The sequence below is a fragment of the Bacillus sp. GW821-FHT11D08 genome (assembly GCF_058808515.1).
In genome coordinates this window covers 48,600-69,608 of the sequence record NZ_JBXARS010000008.1, presented here as the reverse complement: position 1 = coordinate 69,608, position 21,009 = coordinate 48,600, and the positions used below count along the sequence as shown (strand labels likewise).

The 21,009-nt window shown below is 38.8% G+C and carries 5 protein-coding genes; all 5 read right to left on the bottom strand.

Translation table 11 applies throughout. From position 1 onward, the window contains the following. Nucleotides 1–8 precede the first annotated feature (8 nt). Nucleotides 9–1,262: an ACP S-malonyltransferase gene (gene fabD / locus AC1RRX_RS15810; protein WP_144464830.1), complete on the bottom strand. Its 1,254-nt coding sequence runs from the start codon at nucleotides 1,260–1,262 to the stop codon at nucleotides 9–11. Nucleotides 1,263–1,344: 82 nt separating this feature from the next. Beyond that, nucleotides 1,345–12,102, bottom strand: a complete 10,758-nt coding sequence (locus AC1RRX_RS15805) for a non-ribosomal peptide synthetase (protein WP_144464828.1) — start codon at nucleotides 12,100–12,102, stop codon at nucleotides 1,345–1,347. Then, nucleotides 12,062–19,684, bottom strand: a complete 7,623-nt coding sequence (locus tag AC1RRX_RS15800) for a non-ribosomal peptide synthetase (protein ID WP_144464826.1) — start codon at nucleotides 19,682–19,684, stop codon at nucleotides 12,062–12,064. Before AC1RRX_RS15800 ends, AC1RRX_RS15805 begins: the two co-directional genes overlap by 41 nt. A 372-nt stretch (nucleotides 19,685–20,056) precedes the next feature. Then, complete coding sequence (locus AC1RRX_RS15795; protein WP_094032877.1) at nucleotides 20,057–20,752, bottom strand: thioesterase II family protein; 696 nt, start codon at nucleotides 20,750–20,752, stop codon at nucleotides 20,057–20,059. A gap of 72 nt (nucleotides 20,753–20,824) precedes the next feature. Beyond that, the gene (locus AC1RRX_RS15790) at nucleotides 20,825–21,004 is read right to left on the bottom strand and encodes a hypothetical protein (RefSeq protein ID WP_024084829.1); all 180 of its coding nucleotides are present in this window, start codon (nucleotides 21,002–21,004) and stop codon (nucleotides 20,825–20,827) included. Between the last annotated feature and the right edge of the window lie 5 nt (nucleotides 21,005–21,009).

Below are 21,009 nucleotides of genomic sequence, written 5' to 3'. Positions count from 1 at the left end.
CATACCTGTCAAACTTCAAAGTCTTCAAAGTGTTTTTTTGTGTTTGTTTCAGAAAATAATTGATTAAATCTTTTTTTCTGTTCATCTATAGGGGTTTTTTTGGTTCGAAACACTGACTTCAGCATTTCTACTGCCATATGCATTTGTTCTCTTGACGGCTGACGACCTGATGTTTCAAGTTCAGCCTGTATGGCAGCTACTTTTTCATATGGTTCGATTACACCTTTGGCGTATTCCTCATTGTTCCAGTTGTAATTTTTAGTAGCAACCGCGATCCCTAAACTTCTCGAGATAATAGAAAAACCGGCTTGCAGTGAAACAGATTCGTTCAAAAGAGTCTCTTTTATAATTTTCACGTCCTCTTCTTTGTCATAGCTGTACGATTTGATGTCAGCGATATTGTTTCTTACAAGATTCCTTAATACAGATTTCGGTCCAAATTCAATCACAGTATCAGTATGGTTTGCTTCTAAATACTTCATGATTCCCATCCAATTTACCGGTTTTACGATTTGAGTTCCCAGTATGTCAGCCATTTGCTGTTTATCCGAATATGGAAGAGCCGTCACATTAGATAAAACTTTGTATTTTGGAGTTCTGAGATCATACTTTTTTAGCTCATGGCTGAATTTTTCCGCAGCAAAACCCATGATCGGAGAATGAAAAGCAGCACTTACATTTAATTTAAAAATGTCTGCTCCTCTGGCTTTAAGAGTTTCACTAAGCTCTTCAACTGCTGCCGCTTCTCCGGATACCACAACATCTTTATATCCATTGTAGTTAGAAACAGCAATCGTTTTTCCTCTTGAAGAGAGAGATTCGCACTCTTCTTCTGCTATTCTTTCATCCAGGTTCCTGATAACAGCCATTGCTCCGGTCCCTTGTGCGGCAGCTTCTTTCATTAATAATCCTCTGGCTCTCACCAGCTTTACAGCGTCCTGAAAATCCAAAACGTCACTGCAAACCAAGGCAGAATATTCTCCTAAACTATGGCCGGCGATGTATTCAGGTTCTTTTCCGACCTCTTCCATGTAGATTCTGAATTGTGCAATACTTGTTGCCAGGATGGCCGGCTGAGTATTTTCTGTTTGAGATAGCTCAGCGGCACTTCCATCTACACATAATTTCTTCAGGTCAAATCCCAATGCATCACTGGCTTCGTCAAACGTTTTTTTAGCGATAATAAAATTGTCACATAAACGTTTGCCCATTCCTGCATATTGAGATCCTTGTCCTGAAAATAAAAAACCTATTTTCGACATTTAAATACCTCCAAAGTCTCTATAATGCCTGATTTGCCTTACATTCTGCCGATCAGCAAAATGTAAGGCAGAACCGGCCGCTTTATATTGAATTGTCTGCTTTGTCTGCTGTAATCACTTGAATCAAATTCATGTAGTTATAAAATAAATCTTTCATTTTGTGCTCATTTAGTTTCTGATGGTTATATATAAAAACGATTTCTGCTTCGGATGGCTTTTCATGAACTGCAAAAACCAGATCATATAATTCTGAGTACTCTTTTTTTGATTCATTACTAATATAAAAAAGAGGAAAAACATCTTGGGCCGAACTTGATTTCTTATAGTGAGTATTCAAATCGTATTGATCTGAATCCTCTTGATTCTCAATCTGCTCCTTCGCCATACGAATAATATCGTGAAAATTCTCGATATCAGACAGATCAAAAGACAGCTGACTCATCCGATCATCTCCATGACCCGAAAATTGGATATGAACCAAGTTTTGCTGGCTGACATCAGCTAATAAAAATACATAACCCGCTAATAAAACATGAGAAATATCATATTTGTAGGTATTGCATATTGTTTTTAAACCATCATAATAATTCGCATTTACCGCATATTCGTGCATGGCTGTATGACTTTGTCCAGTTGATTCCGAGATGTATTCAAGCGGTAAAGTAATAGGAATGATTTCTTTTTCCAAGGACACTGCTATCTCCGCAAAGGCTATAGCTGATTCTATATATTCGGACAATCTGTAAATAGTCGGATATGCAAACAAGTCAGCAATTTGAATTTGTTTTGGATACAGCTTCTGAAGCTCATTATAAACTGCAACGATTTTGATTGAATTACCGCCTGCTTCAAAGAAGTTATCATGTATTCCAAGCTCTTCTATTTTTAAAACATCGGTCCAAACACGGCTGATACTTTTTTGTACATCCGTTACCGCTTCCTCAAAAGGCCGGTCAAAACCTGTTCTATCTATCACAGGTTCAGGCAGTGCCAGGACATTTATTTTTCCGTTTGCTGTCAGCGGAATTTGGTCAATTTTCATAAAGATCTGCGGAATCATATACTCAGGAAGCACAGGTGATAATAATTTAATAAATTCTGAAGGATATACAGTGCTTTCTGCCACATAATACAGAACTAAATCTTGGACTCCTGCGGAATTTGTTTTTCCGGCAGCTACACATTCCTTAACTTTTTCGTGTTGGTTTACTATGCTTTCAATCTCTCCCAATTCTATCCGATACCCTCTGATCTTTACCTGATTGTCCATTCTTCCGATAACGTCCAGTTCACCATTAGGCAGCCACCTTGCTAAATCTCCTGTCTTATACATCTTGGTTCCTTTAACAAACGGATTGTCTACAAACTTTTGCGCAGTCAAATCTTCTTTTCCTAAATATCCTCTGGCCATTCCGGCTCCAGCAATGCATAATTCGCCAGTACTGCCGAGCGGTACAGTGTTTCCATCATGATCTACAATATATATCTGTGTATTCGCAATCGGCTTGCCTATATTTACACTATTTTCATTGGTTAAGTCTTTCACAGAAGACCAAATCGTCGTCTCAGTCGGACCGTACATATTATAGATCTTCAGATTTTTATATTTTTTTAGTTCAAATAACAATTCCCGTTGAAATACCTCGCCCCCAACCATGATGGTCTTCAATTTCTGAAGGCTCTCCGTGCTGTTTTCTGCACTTAGCATCAGCTTTAATCTGGATGGCGTAAGCTGAATAGTATTGACATCAGTCTCAACAACGATCTTGTTTAACAAGTACGGATCTCTTTGTTCCGCTTCACCGGCTATGACAACTTTCAGCCCTTGAGTTAAAGGCAGCAGCGACTCTAATCCGAATATGTCAAATGAACACGTGGTGACCGAAAGAAGGACATTGTCTTGTGAAAAGCTGACCCTGTCTGTTATTCCCTTGATAAAGTTATGAACGGCACGGTGCTCTACGGCGACCCCTTTCGGTTTTCCGGTTGATCCCGACGTATAAATGACATATGCTAAATCTTCGGCCCTGTTAATAACATCAATGTTCGTCTCCAAGTGATGTAATAAATCCTCTGAATCTATGTTAAATACAGTTCCGCTGTACGTTAATTCATTTGGAAGTCCTTCCTCAGTTAACAGCAGGCCGCTTTTACTGTCTTTCAGCATATAATTGATCCTGTCTGCCGGATAATCTGGATCAAGCGGTAAGTAACATCCCCCTGCCTTTAGTATTCCTAATATTCCTATAATCAATCGGAAAGACCTTCTTACCAAAATAGGAACCACAACATTCTCTTTGATGCCGTTTTCCCTGAGGGCTCGTGCCAATTGATTTGCCTTATTATTCAGCTCCTTATAGGTCAGGAAGTCTCCGTTCCATTCCAGAGCGATTGCATCAGGTGTCCTTACAGCTTGCTCTTCGAAAAGCTCTTGTAACGTCTTTTCTTTCTTATATGATAATTCCGTGCAGTTGAATTCTTTCACCAGCTTTTGTTTCTCTGTCTCATTTACCATATCGATCTGAGAAACCATTACTTCATGATCAGCCGCTGCCTGCTGTAAAACGCTAACCAGGTTATCCAAGATTGAACTTACCGTTTCTTTACTGTAAACACTGGCGTTATATGTGATTTTCATATGCAATTCGTCACCGGGAGCAATTAAAAGCTCTAAATCATAGTTGGTTTGTTCAAACCCATGTTCAGCAGTTATTTTCACACTCGAATGGGCTGAATCTTGGAAAAGATCCTCATTCAACGGGTAATTTTCATACACGACTACGTGATTGATTAATTTATTCTTCATACTTGTCAAAGACTGTATGTCTGCCAGAGAACAATAACTGTATTCGTTCGCTTCAATAAAGTCTTTATTTATTTGTTTAGCCAATGAAATAAATGATGTATCACATTCTCTTTTCACTCTGATTGGCACTGCATTTATAAATAAGCCGACCATATTTTCAATTCCGTTTATCTCACTCGGTCTGCCTGAAACAATGGAACCAAATACCACATCATTTGTATTGTTATATTTCTGCAGCAATATCCCCCATGCTGTTTGAACGATAGAATTTAATGTAATGCTGTTTGACTCAGCGATTTTTTTCAGCTTAGCGGCGGTTTCACCGTTAAGCGCTCCCAGTTTTTGATCATGCTGATACTCGTCAGATTTCAATTCCAGTTCCGGAAATGAGATCTCTTGTTCATATGCAGAAAGGTATTCCTTCCAATATTCAAATGCACGGTCCTTGTCCTGCTGATCAAGCCATTCAAGATAACGACTGTACGGTACAGGTGTTTCTTGAAGGAGTTTTTTCCCTTCAGCCACGTCACCGTATAGATCCATAAGCTCTTTTAACAGAATACCGACACTCCAGCCATCCAAAATAATGTGGTGGAAACTGTATATGACTTTAAATTTATTTCTTCCCAGCTTGATCACCGATACTCTGATCAGACAATCTTTGTTCAGATCAAACGGAGTATTCCTGTCTCTCACCTTGAATTGCCCTACAAAGGCATCCTTCTTCTGCTCCTCCCATTGGCTGATATCATGATATTGAATGTTTAGTTTTCTTTCTTTTAAAATGGCTTGTTTAAATACACGGAAACCGTTATAGAAAAATGACGTTCTTAATATTTCATATTTAGCAATCAGTCTGTTTAATGCGTCACTGAGAACTTCTGTATTCAGATTTCCTTCAACTGTTATTTCACTTTGTTCGAAATAAGCGCTAGATTGATGGTCAATCACAGCGTTATACAGCATGCCTTCCTGCATCGGTGAAAGAGAATGAATTTTTTCTACTTCAGCACCGCTTGCAAGAATTTGATTTAACTCCTCTATTTGAAGATCGGGATCCCCATAATCCCATGGGGTTTTCTCAGATATTTTCTTATTCACACAATGTTCTATGATCTGATTTATTTTCAATTGATAGGCTTTCGTAAATTTCTCAATCGTCTCTCGTTTATATTGGTTTGCACTGTAATTGAACGAAAACATCAGCCTGCCATCCATGATATATCCATTTATTTCTATACTATGTGTCTTTTTATTTCTTCCAGATATGCTCGTTCCGGCGGACAAAGGTGATATTTGAAATAGGTTGCTGCGATCTTCTTGGCCAAATTCACCCAAGTAGTTAAAACTGATATCAGGTTTTAATTGAAGGTGAACCGAGTCCGACAAATATCTGAGTATTCCGTAACCAATCCCGTTTTGGGGGATATGTCTAAGCATTTCCTTTGTATACTTAATGGAGCTTGATAAACTATTACTTTCTGTCATATCGAGAACAATTGGGTATATTGTCGTAAACCAGCCTATTGTGCGATGGACCGGGGTTTTTATAACACTTTCACGGCCGTGCCCTTCAAGATTCACAAGGATCTTCTCGTTGCCGGTCCACTCTTTGGCTGCAAGTCCCAGTGAGCAAAGCAATATATCATTAATTTGTGTATGATATGCTGCATTTGTATTTCTTAAAAGTGTTTTTGTTTGATCCTCTGTTAATTCAATTTTAATTTCTTTACTATCTTCATAAGAGCAGCTTTCGGCAATGAAATCCTTTGGAAGAGGTTCAATATTAGCCGTTTCTATGGTCTCCCAGTACCCAGCTTCCTTTTGAAGAGCCTTGCTGTTTGCATATTCTTTCAATTGACGCGCCCATTCTTTGAACGATGCTGTTTTAGTTTCCAGCTCCACCTTGTTCCCATTAACTGTTTGAAGATAAGCAGTTTCAAAATCTTCCAATAGGATTCTCCAAGATACTCCGTCAATGATCATATGATGAATGGTTAATAGAAGATGATCTCCGTTTTTGGTTTTAAATACCGCCAGTTTTATTAAAATCCCCTTTTCCAAGCTCAATTCGTTCTGCATACGGTCAGCCAGTGATTCAATTGCCATGGCTGGATCTTCTGTTTGTGTCATATCAAATACGTCTAAAGTAAATGTTTCTTTTGCCTGTTTAATGCCCCTATTCCATTGCTTAATTTCACCGTTTTCCTTTTTAAACTGCATCCTGAGGGCATCATGATGCCTCACCAATTCCAAAAAGGCCGTTTCGATTGCTTTTTCTTCTATGCCGGACTTTTTGTAAAGCATAAAGGCTTGGTTATAGTGGTTTTCTTGTTCAAATCTCTGTTCTATAAACCATTTTTGAATCGGTGTCAGATCAACGTCTCCTTCTACAATCGACTGATCTGCTTGTATATCAGCTGATTTTACGTGAGCACTCAAGTCTTTTATGTGCGGATATTTCATTAAATCTCTGACTTCAAGTTTTAAGCCGTATTTTTGGAGTTCGGAAACTACTAAAATGGATTTAATTGAGTCTCCGCCGATCTCGTAATAGTTATAGTTAATCCCGATTGATTTCATCCCCAGAACTTTCTCCCATACGCATGCGAGAATTTGTTCCTTTTTATTTCGCGGTGCTTCATATGCAGACTCCAATACATCCGCAATATCTATAATCGGCAATGATTTCGTATCTATTTTTCCGTTTGAGCTTAACGGCATTTTTTCAATCTGGAAGATATAACTTGGCACCATAAATAACGGTAATTCTTTAGACAGATTTTCTTTTAAAGCATAAACATCTATTTTTTTGTCGGAAGTAACATAACCGCAGAGATATTTATCCCCATGTTGGTCATCTCTCGCTACAACAACAGCCTCTCTTATGTGACTCATTTTCAGAAGCCGGTTTTCTATTTCTCCCGTTTCAATACGATACCCTCTGATTTTGACTTGATCATCAATTCTTCCTAAATAATCAATTGTCCCGTCCGGCATCCATTTTGCCATATCCCCTGTTCTGTATAACTTAGCCCCGGGTTCAAAGGGGTTATCTACAAATTTTTCTGACGTCAAGCCCGCTTTATTTTTATATCCGTCCGCAAGCCCTTCTCCGCTGACACAAAGTTCCCCGGCTGCCCCTAAAGGAAGTAATTCCAATTGTTTTCCTAATATATAAAGCTTAGTATTATCCGCAGGTTTGCCTATTGATACTGCATTGCCATTGTCTCTTTCAATATGATATTGATGAATCATACACCCGACTGTAGCCTCTGTCGGGCCGTATTCATTGTAGATTTTGACATGACCGTTAAATGCACCGTGTATCTTTTTTGCAAGCCCGGTTTTCAGCTCTTCCCCGCCGACGATTATTTTTTTTATCTTTGACGTACTTAAATCTACATTCTCCAGCAATCTCAAATGCGTCGGCGTTAGCTTAATAATATCCGCTTTATTTTCTTCTATAATTCTTCTGATCAGAAGAGCCTTGTCCGGTCCCTCATAAATGATAATTTTATTTCCTGAAATAAGCGGTGTATAAATTGAAGTAACCGTTAAGTCAAAAGAAATAGAAGAATACAGAGGAAAATCAATATCTTCATCATTTACATATATCTTATTTGCCCAATGAATATAATTTACCACGCCTTTATGTTTTACCATGACGCCCTTCGGCAGCCCTGTAGTCCCTGAAGTATAAATCATGTAGGCAAGGTCTTCCGGGCAACTGACATTCGGCAGATTACTTCTGTTATGCATATATAGAGCAGGATCGCTTAATGATAAAATTTCTTTATTGAATGTAATACCACCTGACAATCCGTTTTGAATTAGGAGAATGTTTGCATCACTGTCTTTCAGCATGTAATTTACTCTTTCATCAGGATATTCAGGATCTATCGGCAAATACGCTCCCCCTGCTTTCAGCACCCCGATAATTCCGATGATCATCTCAAAAGATCTCTCTGTCATGATTCCGACAATGCTGTTTTCTCTAATTCCTTTTTGTCTCAAAAGATTAGCCAGGCTGTTTGATTTCTCGTTTAGTTCTTTATAGGTTAATAGCGTATCTTCTTGGACAGCCGCAATACGTTCAGGTGTTTTTTCTGCCTGCTCTTCAAATAATTGATGAATCGTTTTATTTCGCGGAAATTCAGCTGCCGTGTCATTGAATATATGGAGCAATGTGTGCTTCTCCTGTTCAAGAATCATATCCAGTTTCATTAAAGGTTGATCTAGGCCGGCAGCTGCACTTTGTAAAAGCTTCGTAAAATGGGCACCCATTCTCTCGGCTGTTTCTTTTTCAAATAATTGACTGGAGTATTCCAAGTGGAACTTGATTCCTTTATCAATTTCCGTCGCGGTTAGCGTTAGATCGAATTTTGAAATATTGATCTCGGTTTGAATATGCTCTTCCGGATTTGGATCCAAGTGATTTTCAATACCGTAATCTGCATTTTCAAGTACAAACATGACATCAAACAGCGGGTTCCGGCTCGAATCTCTTTTTACCCCGAGTTTTTGAACAATATTTTCAAATTGGTAATCTGTATTCTCAAAATCTTTTAACGTATGATGTTTGACCTCTTCTAAAAACGCTCTGAATGTTTTATGTTCCTCAGGAAAATTTCTTATGGCGACGGTATTGACGAACATCCCCACTGTATTCTCCAGTTCGGTGTCTGACCTTCCGGACTCTGCTGTTCCGATGATCACATCCTGCTGACCGCTGTATTTTGAAAGCATGACATTATATACCGCCAGCAGCACCATGTACAAAGTTGTTCCTGTTTCTTTCGCCACCGACTTTAAGCTTGATGTTAACCTCTCATCGGCCGTAAAGCTGATTCGGCTTCCTTCAAAGCTTTTGACTCTCGGCCGCTCATAATCAGTCTGCAGATTGAGAATCGGCAGATCTCCGCTTAACCGCTTAAGCCAATACTCCTCTTGTTCCTTTAACGCCTCTTTTGTTCCTGAGCTTACTTGCCATTCTGAATAATCTTTAGATTGCAGCGGCGGCTGTTTTAGTTTATGACCCGCATACAGCGCATTGAATTCTTTGCGGATTATTCCAACCGATACACCGTCCGCCGCGATATGATGAACATCCAGCAGCAGCAGATTCCGGTCTTCATACGTTATGAGTCCGGCTCTGATTAACGGTGATTTGTCCAAATGAAAGGGTCTGATAAACTGCTTCACATATGGTCGTATCCCATCAGACGGCAGCTTCTGATAATCAAATTCGAGCTCCCATGTATCGTGAATAATCTGAACCACATCGTCGCTTACAACATCGAAACTTGTCCGTAACGCTTCGTGTCTGCCAATAATCTCTTGTAAAACTGATTCGGCTTTTTTCACATCTAATTTTCCATTTAGTTCGATCATAATCGGCAAGTTATAAACGATACTGTCTTTATCCGTCTCCCAAAGGGCAAACATTCTTTTCTGAGCAGATGATGCTTGATAATAAGACTGCTTCCTCGCTTTACTGATGACCGGATAATTCTGTTTATCCCGCTTTTGAATAAGACGGCTCAGCTGTTTGATGGTAGGCTGCTCAAAAAGCTCCTTCACCTTTATATCCGTACCGAAAGTTTTTCTGATGCGGGAAATAGTGAACGCAGCTGTTAAAGAATGTCCGCCCAGTTCGAAGAAATCTTCATTTATACTGATCCGTTTATGCCCAAGCATTTCTTTCCAAATTTCAGCTAGTTTTTCTTCCGTTTCATTTGCCGGAGCTTCGTATCGAGGTACTGACAACCGTTGCAAGTCAGGAAGAGGCAGTTCTTTTCGATTGATTTTTCCGTTAGCTGTAAGAGGCAGCTCTTTCAGTTGTATTATGAAACTCGGAATCATATACTTCGGAAGAGCCTGTGCCAATTTCTCCTGTACGAACGAGCCTTCCATCTCAATGTCCCCAGTAATATATGCAGAAAGATATTTCTCCTCTATATAAACAACCGCGGCTTCTTTTATACCTTCCAGCTGTAATAGTTGGTTTTCGATCTCACCGATTTCAACTCTAAAACCCCTGATTTTGATCTGGTTGTCAATCCGGCCTAAAAATTCTATATTTCCATCCGGCATCCATCTGCCAAGGTCTCCTGTTTTGTACATTTTTGCTCCGGGATGAAAAGGATTATCAATAAATTTTTCATTCGTTAATTCTTCATTATTGACATATCCCGATGCTAAACCTACCCCGCTGATACAAATCTCACCGGGTGCTCCCACAGGGACCAGTTGATCTGAACGATCCACAATATAGATATTAATGCCGTGAATTGGTCTTCCTATTTTATTGTATATTTCACAGTTTTGAATATGATCTAGATCAATGCTATGTGCAATACAGCCAACAGTGCTTTCGGTCGGCCCGTAATGGTTAATAAACTTCATCCATCTGCATTTTTCAGCGAGCTTTTTGACGTTGCCGATGTTTATGCTTTCGCCGCCCAGTATGATAACTTTTAAATCAGGACAAGACGCCAGCATGTCAACATCCTCCATCAATGTTGAAAATAAAGTGGGTGTCATTTTAAGATATGTAATACTATTTTTATGAATATATTCTATTAATGATAGAGAGTGAAGATACACTTCTTTATCAACAAAGTGGACTTGTCCGCCACCGGATAAAACCGGAAATATACTGGTATAGCATAAGTCAAAACTATATTTTGACGTCACTAACGACCTGCTGTCAGAATTTATGTTTATTTGATCACATACCCATAATGAATAATTAACTAATGATTTATTTTTCACCTTCACCCCCTTCGGTTTTCCCGAAGTACCCGAGGTATATATAACATATACCTCGTCCTCGAGATCATACTGAACATCAGGGTTTGATGTATTTTGGCTCGTATAAATCGATTTATCCGTAATATCCAAACATTCCGCCGCAATGTTTTTATCAGCTAAAAAGCACAAATCTGTAATGAGGATATCAGCTTTGCTATCTTTTAAAATATGATTTATCCGACTGACCGGTGATTCATCATCAATAGGCAGAAACGCACTTCCGGTTTTTAAAATTCCCAGTATCCCAATCATTGAATATTCTGAAGGACGGATCATCATAGCCGTAATGCTGTTTTTTCCTGCCCCTTTTTCCATTAATAATGTTGCAACTTGATTAGCCTTTTCGTTTAGCTCTTTATAAGTGATATGCTTTCCTGCATAGACAGCCGCTGTTTGGTCAGGTGTCTTTTCCGCTCGTTCTTCAAAAAGGTCTTGTATCGTTTTATTCACGGTATAATTAGAGGACTGCTTATTAAACTCCTGGAGCATTCCGCGCTCTTCTTCATTTACAGCGCTGATGTCTTTCAGGACACGCGTAGGATCAGTTGCCACTTGCTTTAATACATGACAGAAATTAACACCTATACGATTAATGATATCTTCACGATAAACATTATTGTTATACGTCATCTCTGCTTTGATTTGGCTGCCTGGAATAATAACCAGCCCAAAGTCATAGTTCGTCTGTTCAAACACTTCCATATCTGTAATCCTTAAAGCATCAGTTGTATCATCGACCGCCTTGCCATAGTCATCAACAGGGTAATTTTCATAAACCAACATATGGTTGATCAGTTTCTCTTTCATCTTTGTAAGAGCTTGTATATCCGCTAAAGAACTGTAACCGTATGATGTATTCGCTTTGATAAAGTCACTGTTCAGCTTTTGGGCTAATGCTATAAATACCGTATCACCATCGCCTTTTACTCTCAGAGGAACCGCATTGATAAATAACCCCACCATTTTTTCTATGCCTTGCACTCTGCATTGTCTTCCGGAAATAACCGCACCAAACACAACATCATTCACGTTGTTATACTTCTGCAAAAGAACTCCCCATGCAGTCTGAATCAATGCACTTAAAGTAATGTGATATTGATCAGCTGCAGCTTTCAACATCGAAGTACATGTTTCATCAATAATGAATGTTTTCTTCCTATTATTGAAACCGCCCTCATCAGCAGAACTTTGGAATACCGGCTTGCTGCTCATATTCATTTAGATAATCCCCCCAATATTCTAATGCGGCACTTTTGTCCTGATTATCCAGCCATTCTAAGTAGGTGCTGTAAGGCTCGGTATGCTGAAGCACTGTCTCTCTTCCTTCTTTTAATGACGTATAAATAGTTTTTATATCATTCATTATTAAACTCATACACCAGCCATCCATAATAATATGGTGAAAACTGAACAGCAGTTTATATTCTTTCTCATCAGTTTTTAATACGGTTACTCTTATTAAGCAATCATTCGTCAAATCGAATCTCGTTCCCCTGTCTTTAAACTGGACATCTTTAAGCCGGACTTTCTTTTGATATTCCGAGAAAGTGCTGATATCTTCAAATTCAATTTTAACTTTTCTCTCTCTTAGAACAGCCTGTTTAAACTTACTTAGTCCTTCATGAAAAAAGCATGTTCTTAAAATTTCATACTTCTCGATCAGCATATTAAAAGCTGTATTTAATCTGCCAATATCAAGCTGACCGGATAAAGAAAATGTAAGCTGTTCAAAATAGGCTTGTGAAAACGGATCAAGCAATGCATGATAAAGCATCCCGCTCTGCATAGGAGTCAGGGAGTGGATTTTCTCTATCTCTTTTCCGCTTGATAAAATCTGCTCCAAATCTCCAATGGATAAATCCAGATCTCCATAGTCAAAGGGTGTTTTTTCAGGAATTTTTTTCATTTCGCAATGCTGAATAATATCGATTAACCGGTTTATATAGGATTCGGTTAATGTTTTAATTGTTTCTTCTTTAAACTCTTTCGTACTATAGTTAAATTCCAACTGCAGTTGACCGTCCATAATAAAGCTGTTGATTTCGATGGCATTCAATTTTTTATTAGATAAAGAAACACTTGTACCAGATGATATATCTGCATGCTGAAAAACAGCCCGCTTTTTTTGAGAGATTTCTCCCAGATAGTTAAACCCGATCTCGGGCTTTATCGTAAAACTGATGTCTTTTTTATGTTCCCGTGCCGTCAAGTATTTAATAATTCCGTAACCAATACCTTTATGAGGTATTCTTCTTAAATACTCTTTCGTATTTTTTATGCAATAAGGCAGATCATCACTGTGCTCCATATCCAGCACGATCGGAAATAGTGAGGTGAACCAGCCGATGGTTCTTTCTATTGAAATGTTTTCTAATATGTTCTCTCTTCCGTGGCCTTCCAGACCGATTAAAACCTTGTCAAGTCCCGCCCATTCTTTTACTGCCATTCCCAGTGAACAAAGCAAGATGTCATTAATCTGTGTGTTATAAGCTGCATTTGTATTCCTCTGGAGCTTATCAGTTAACTGCTTTGTAAGACTGACAGTAATGGTGCGGCTTTCCTTAAATACACTGTCAGTTTTATTGAAATCTCTCGGAATTTCTTTAATCTTCGTTTTTTCGATATTCTCCCAATACCGAAGTTCCTTTCTTATCTCACTTCCGTTTGCATATTCCGCCAATTTACGTGTCCATTCTTGAAAGGATGCCGTTTTCGGCGGAAGAACGGCCGGCTCTCCTTTTTGCAGATTGTTGTAGACCTGCTCCATATCTTCAAGCAGAATTCTCCAAGAGACTCCGTCAATCACCATATGATGTATAGCAATAAGTAGATAATCGCCCCTCATTGTTCGAAATAAACCAAGTTTCATTAAAAGCCCTTTTTCAAGATCCATTCCGCTTTGTAACTGATCGGCAAGTTTTTCTATTGTATTTTTGTAATCCGTATCAGCAAGCAGATCATATATGTCCAGAGTAAAAGTATCCCGGGCGGCTTGGACATCTCTGACTTCTTGTTTTATTTCGTCATTTTCGGCTGTATATATCAACCTCAAAGCATCATGATGCTTTACTAATAATTCAAATGTCTTTGCCAGAGCGTGTTCATTAATTTTTTCTTTCATTTGAAACATGAATGCCTGATTAAAGTGGTGAATGTCCGCAAAGTCATTCTCTATAAACCACTTTTGTATCGGTGCCAGTTCAGTTCTCCCGCTAACCGGGCTCTGATCTGTTTGAGCTTTATATAATTTCACGTGTTTACTGAGGTTTTTTATTTGCGGATACTGCAAAAGATCTTTTACCTCTAGACTGAGACTGTATTTTTGAAGCTTTGATACAATCAGTATAGATTTTATTGAGTCTCCGCCCAGCTCATAGTAATTATCATTAATACTAATATCATCAATTTTCAGAACTTCCGACCAAACATTTACCAGAATCTGTTCGACTTCGGAACGGGGTGCTTCAAGGTGCTCCTTTATATGTTTAGGCTCTTCTATTTCAGCAAGTGCTTTCCTGTCAATTTTCCCATTTGGTGTGAGAGGCAGCTGTTCAACCTGGATGATGACACCGGGAATCATATATTGCGGCAAAATGTCACCCAATTGCTCCCTCAAAGCTGCTCCGGATATTTTATATTCTGCGGTTACAAAAGCAGAAAGGTATTTGTCACCGTGAAGGTCGCACTTATCTATAACAACTGCTTCTTTTATCCCGCTTATTTTCAGAAGCTGGCTTTCTATTTCATCAGTTTCAATCCGGAAGCCTCTGATTTTGACTTGATTATCAATTCTCCCCAAAAATTCTATGTTTCCGTCAGGAAGCCACCTTGCCAAGTCTCCTGTTCGGTACATTTTAGTTCCGGACTCAAATGGATGATCAATAAACTTCTCACGCGTCATTTTCTCTTTATTGAGATATCCTCTTGCTAAGCTGTCACCCGACACACACAATTCTCCCGCTAAACCAATAGGCACAAGATTGTTGTTGTGATCAATTATGAAGGCTTTCAGATTTCTGATCGGCTTACCGATAGGAATGGTCTTTGCCATCGCCCTCTCAGCTTCTGAGTATCTCCACATTGTAGAGCAGATTGTCGTTTCAGTTGGGCCGTAGGCATTAATATAGTCTATTTTATTCACGATCCGGTTCAAGGATTTTGTAGATATCTGAGAACCAGCAGTAATTAAGAGCCTTAAAGCTGATAATCCGTTTATATTTATATGGTTGATGTATACAGGCGGCAAAGTGGCTACAGTAATGTCATGCCGGTTAATATACTCTTCAAATAATGTATAATTATTGATGACTTGACTTGAAAGGATGTGTAGTTCCGCTCCGGTCAACAGTGCCATACTGATTTCCCACACTGATGCATCAAATGAAAAACTTGCAAATTGAATAATTTTATCCCGGTAATTGATATTCATATCATGTTCAAAGACACTTTTGAGATTACTGATTCCGATATGCCGGATCGTTACACCCTTTGGTTTTCCAGTCGTTCCAGAAGTATAAATGACATAAGCAAGATGTTCTGCGGAACTCATCAGTGGCAGGTTATGCCGATCTCCGGAGTAAAGAGAACTATCTGTTAAATCAATAACCTTCCCGTCAAACGGGATATTATCAGCCTGACTATTCTGCACTAATAAAATGTCAGAACCGCTGTCTTCAATCATGTATTTGATTCTCTCAGAAGGATATCCCGGATCAATTGGCAAAAATGCGCCTCCCGCCTTCAGCACACCCAATATGCCTAACACCATCTCTAATGATTTGTCAGCAACAATACCTACTATTGACTCTTTTTTCACCCCCATTTTCATTAGTGTTCTCGCCAGACTATTTGATCTTTCGTTAAGTTCTTTATAAGTTACTTTATTATTTTCATACACTGCCGCTATTCTTTCCGGTGTCTTTTCCGCTTGTTCTTCAAACAATTGATGGATTGTCTTATTATGCGGGAAGTCGGCTGCTGTATCATTGAATACATAAAGCAGTTTATGTTTCTCATCATCCGTTATCATATTCAGTCTGCAGATTGCCGTGTCCGGTTCTGATACAACCTGTTGTAAAAGCTGGGTATAATGAGCACCCATTCTTTCGACTGTGTCTTTCCTGAATAAATGATTGCAATATTCCAATTGGAAGTTAACGCCTTCATCGGTTTCCATTGCAGTTAACGTTAAATCAAATCTTGATATATTGACCTCAGATACTAGTAAATTTGATTCTGCTGTCTCTTCATTTCCTCCGAATCCGTAATCCTTACTCTCAAAAGTAAACATGACATCAAACAGCGGGTTCCGGCTCGAATCTCTTTTTACCCCGAGTTTTTGAACAATATTTTCAAATTGGTAATCTGTATTCTCAAAATCTTTTAACGTATGATGTTTGACCTCTTCTAAAAACGCTCTGAATGTTTTATGTTCCTCAGGAAAATTTCTTATGGCGACGGTATTGACGAACATCCCCACTGTATTCTCCAGTTCGGTGTCTGACCTTCCGGACTCTGCTGTTCCGATGATTACATCCTGCTGACCGCTGTATTTTGAAAGCATGACATTATATACCGCCAGCAGCACCATGTACAAAGTTGTTCCTGTTTCTTTCGCCACCGACTTTAAGCTTGATGTTAACCTTTCATCGGCCGTAAAGCTGATTCGGCTTCCTTCAAAGCTTTTGACTCTCGGCCGCTCATAATCAGTCTGCAGATTGAGAATCGGCAGATCTCCGCTTAACCGCTTAAGCCAATACTCCTCTTGTTCCTTTAACGCCTCTTTTGTTCCTGAGCTTACTTGCCATTCTGAATAATCTTTATATTGCAGCGGCGGCTGTTTTAGTTTATGACCCGCATACAGCGCATTGAATTCTTTGCGGATTATTCCAACCGATACACCGTCCGCAGCGATATGATGAACATCCAGCAGCAGCAGATTCCGGTCTTCATACGTTATGAGTCCGGCTCTGATTAACGGTGCTTTGTCCAAATGAAAGGGTCTGATAAACTGCTTCACATATGGTCGTATCCCATCAGACGGCAGCTTCTGATAATCAAATTCGAGCTCCCATGTATCGTGAATAATCTGAACCACATCGCCGCTTACAACATCGAAACTTGTCCGTAACGCTTCGTGTCTGCCAATAATCTCTTGTAAAACTGATTCGGCTTTTTTTACATCTAATTTTCCGTTCAGTTCAATCATAATCGGCAAGTTATAAACGATACTGTCTTTATCCGTCTCCCAAAGGGCAAACATTCTTTTCTGAGCAGATGATGCTTGATAATAAGACTGCTTCCTCGCTTTACTGATGACCGGATAATTCTGTTTATCCCGCTTTTGAATAAGACGGCTCAGCTGTTTGATGGTAGGCTGCTCAAAAAGCTCCTTCACCTTTATATCCGTGCCGAAAGTTTTTCTGATGCGGGAAATTAACATAGAAGCCTTTAGTGAATGACCGCCGGTTTCAAAGAAATTTTCATCTATACCGACGCGTTCCCTGCCAAGTACAGCTTCCCAAATCTCCGAAAGTTTTTTCTCCGTTTCATTTGTCGGCGCTTCATATTTTGTTTCGGACATTTGAGATATATCAGGTCTAGGAAGTGCCCGTCTGTCAATTTTCCCATTTACCGTCAAAGGCATGTTTTCCATTTGTTTAAAGTACGATGGAATCATATATTCCGGAAGAAAGTCTCTCAGAAAGTGCTGCAATTCAATCTTTGCGATTTTATGATTTGAAGTGTAATAAGCACAGATATATAAATCTTCATCACCATTATGATTTACTGTTACTGCCGCTTCTTTAATTTCTGTATGATTGATCAATCGGGCTTCTATCTCCCCAAGCTCGATTCTAAAACCGCGGATTTTGACTTGCTCGTCCCGCCGTCCAATAAACTCCACATCGCCATTTTCTAAATAACGCACTAAGTCTCCTGTTTTATAAAGACGTGCTGAAGGATCATTATTGAAAGGGTGTGATATAAACCGTTCCTTCGTTAAATCAGGCCGTCGCCAATACTCTCGCGCCAGCCCATCTCCGCCAATAAACAGCTCACCAGGAATTCCCGGCGCTACCGGTTTTAATTGCGAATCTAAAATGAATATTTCTGTACCAGAAATAGGCCTCCCTATAGGAAGCATACTGCCTTTCCAATCATGAGGGACCGGGAAACAACAGGTAAAGGTCGTTCCCTCTGTCGGCCCATATCCGTTAATTACTTGTACCTTTCCAAGCGCTAATACTTTTTGAACATGCGGAACGGAAACCACATCTCCGCCTACTAATAATTGCTGAAGTCCTTTTAATGATTCTAACTGCTGATCAACTACTAGAGAAAATAAACCGGCCGTCAGCCAAAGAGTCGTAATGTTATATTTTTTCACAGCTTCTGCAATATCATCAGCCGTCGGTATTCCCGGAGGCATTATAGCCAGACATCCCCCATTCAATAAACAGCCCCAGATCTCGAAGGTAGAAGCGTCAAAAGCAGCAGAAGCTAATTGCAGAAACGTTTGATTCTCATCAAATACCGCATAATCAGTCTCCTTCACCAGCCGAATCACACCGCGGTTAACAATACTTACTCCTTTAGGCAGTCCCGTTGAGCCTGACGTATACATGACATAAGCCAGGTCATCCAAGGAACCTTTTATGCCAATATTAGATCCATCCATCTTTTCAATTTCTTCTTTCATACCATCCAAACAGATTACGCCGTCCCCGTGAGGCGGGAGTTGTGACTGAATGCTTTCGTTTGTAATCAGCAACTCTACACCTGAATCTTCGATTAAGAATGATAGTCTTTGCTTCGGATATTGAGGGTCTAACGGCACATAAGCACCGCCTGACTTTAATATTGCCAGAATACTAATATACAAATCAAAAGAGCGTTCTAAAGCAATTCCGACAAGGTCTCCCCGTTTTACTCCGCACTCCTGAAGATACCGTGCCAGCTGGTTCGCACGGTGATTAAGTTCTGCGTAACACATTGAAGAGTTTTCTAGTACCAAAGCAGTCTTATCCGAATATTCATCAGCCTGCTGCTCAAACACCTCCGAAATTGTTCCAATTTTCGAATAATTGTCTTCCCAGCCAAAGATTTTCTTTTGCTTATTTTTTTCTTTCAGGAATCTCATATCTTTCACTCTGATATTTTCAGGAGTTATCATAGCTTCAAGGATCATCTGAAATCGCAGTGACAAATCTTTTATCATCTTTTGAGAATAGAGGCATTCGTTATAGTGTATGACTGTCTCTATGTATTGTTTCTGGTTCATAAACGAAAATAGGATATGAATAGCGGGATTTTCTTGATTAAGTATGTATTCTTGAATATTTTCAAGGACTATCATGACATCAAAAGGAAGGCCAGTCATTTTATCACTTGTTCGAGAATTATTTTGGGGGCTTTCCAATGCCTGTTCTACGGTGAATTCGACTTTATGTATGATCTCTTTTAATAGGTCTTCACCATGAACAGCATTTTTAAGAGTCAAAATTTCTTGCTCACAATCAATCGTTCTGTTCTTTTTGAAAACAGGAGTTTTGATTACAATATTTTGTCTTTCTGTATATTGATTTATTAACAAAGTCAGTGCCGCTGTTAATACGATATGCAGACGTTCATCCGATCCATTGCAGTATACATTCAGCTTATCGCTTAATTGCTGTGACAATTTATATGTAAGATTTTTCATTCTTTTTTCTTTAGAAGGTTTACTTGCCACTAAAAAATGCTCTTCAGTTTTTAACTCACCAATACTGTCTTTATCTCCCTTTATACTTTTTGTCATAACAAAAACTCCTTCACTTGATATCAAAATTCAAATCATTCACTGAATTAAAACAGCAGAGGCTTTCGGTGGATTTTTATGTTAAACTGCATCACAGGCAATACCGCTCACCAATAATTGTTGTTGTAGTCTGACAGTTTATTTATCGGCAGCAAAAACCATTTTTTAATGATATAGACCCGTACAAACACTTTTTTTAAAATAAGGATAATGAAGAAGAACTAGCCATCTTTAAGAAATATTATACAAATATTTGAGAGTTGTCAATTAGCGGGAAAAAACACCTAAGCACATTAACCCAGTTTTTATTTTTCGTATTAACATAAAAAAAAACCGGGACAAAGTAACACTCCCGATTTTTTAATCAAAAATTCATCTCAAGGTTTTATTTATAATGTCAGTTATTTCATTCGAAAATTGATGAATAAAAAAATGATTTCCTTCAAACGTATAAAAATTGCATTTCCCTAAAGTATAATGTCCCCACTTACATATTAAATCTGAGCTTATCGTCTTGTCATTATTACCATGCAACACTGTTATATCACAGTCCATAACAGTCTTATTTTCAGAAATAACATCCTCTTCCAACATTTTGAAATCACTTCTTAAAATAGGAAGATATAATTGTTGTAATTCCTTGTTATGTAACAGTTCTTCCGAAGTCCCGCCCATATCCATGATTCTTTGCAAAAATAAATTATCCGGCAAAGCATGAATCATCCCCTCTGCTTTCTTCGTTTTAGGAATGCCGCAGCCGGAGAAAAATATGTGATTTGGCTTCTTCTGCTGCATTTCAGCAATTTTACTATATAACTTATAAACTAATCGGCCTCCCATACTGTGGCCGAATAAAGCATAATCACACTCCCTGATTTGATCCTTTATCAGATCATATATATCATTAACAGCCTCATCTATATGTTCATAAAAATCTTCGTTAATTCTTGTACCTCTTCCTTTTAACTCAATAGGATGTATTGTTAAAGAGTCACTCATTAACCTTCTCCATTTATAGTATATTGCACTTGATCCCCCTGCATACGGAAGACAAAATATTTTTTTCATAATTCACCTCAGAAATTTTGTAATAACCCGATAAAAAAACACCCTGAAAAGGATGTTTTTTACTATCTCATTTTATATATGAAATGCTCTTGAAACTCCGTTGATGATGAGGAAGATTCCTATTACTCTTAAAATGATCCTTGTTGTTCTGTTATCTTTTCCAAAAGCAACTTGCCCGATTTTACCGATAAATACATTCATGAGTACACCTATAATTAATTCAGCCATTCCAAATAGTTCTTCCATACCCAATTCCC

Coding starts and splice junctions, on each gene's coding strand:
- AC1RRX_RS15805 (WP_144464828.1), bottom strand. CDS start 12,102: ATGAATATGAGCAGCAAGCCGGTATTCCAAAGTTCTGCTGATGAGGGC.
- AC1RRX_RS15800 (WP_144464826.1), bottom strand. CDS start 19,684: ATGACAAAAAGTATAAAGGGAGATAAAGACAGTATTGGTGAGTTAAAA.
- fabD (WP_144464830.1), bottom strand. CDS start 1,262: ATGTCGAAAATAGGTTTTTTATTTTCAGGACAAGGATCTCAATATGCA.
- AC1RRX_RS15795 (WP_094032877.1), bottom strand. CDS start 20,752: ATGAAAAAAATATTTTGTCTTCCGTATGCAGGGGGATCAAGTGCAATA.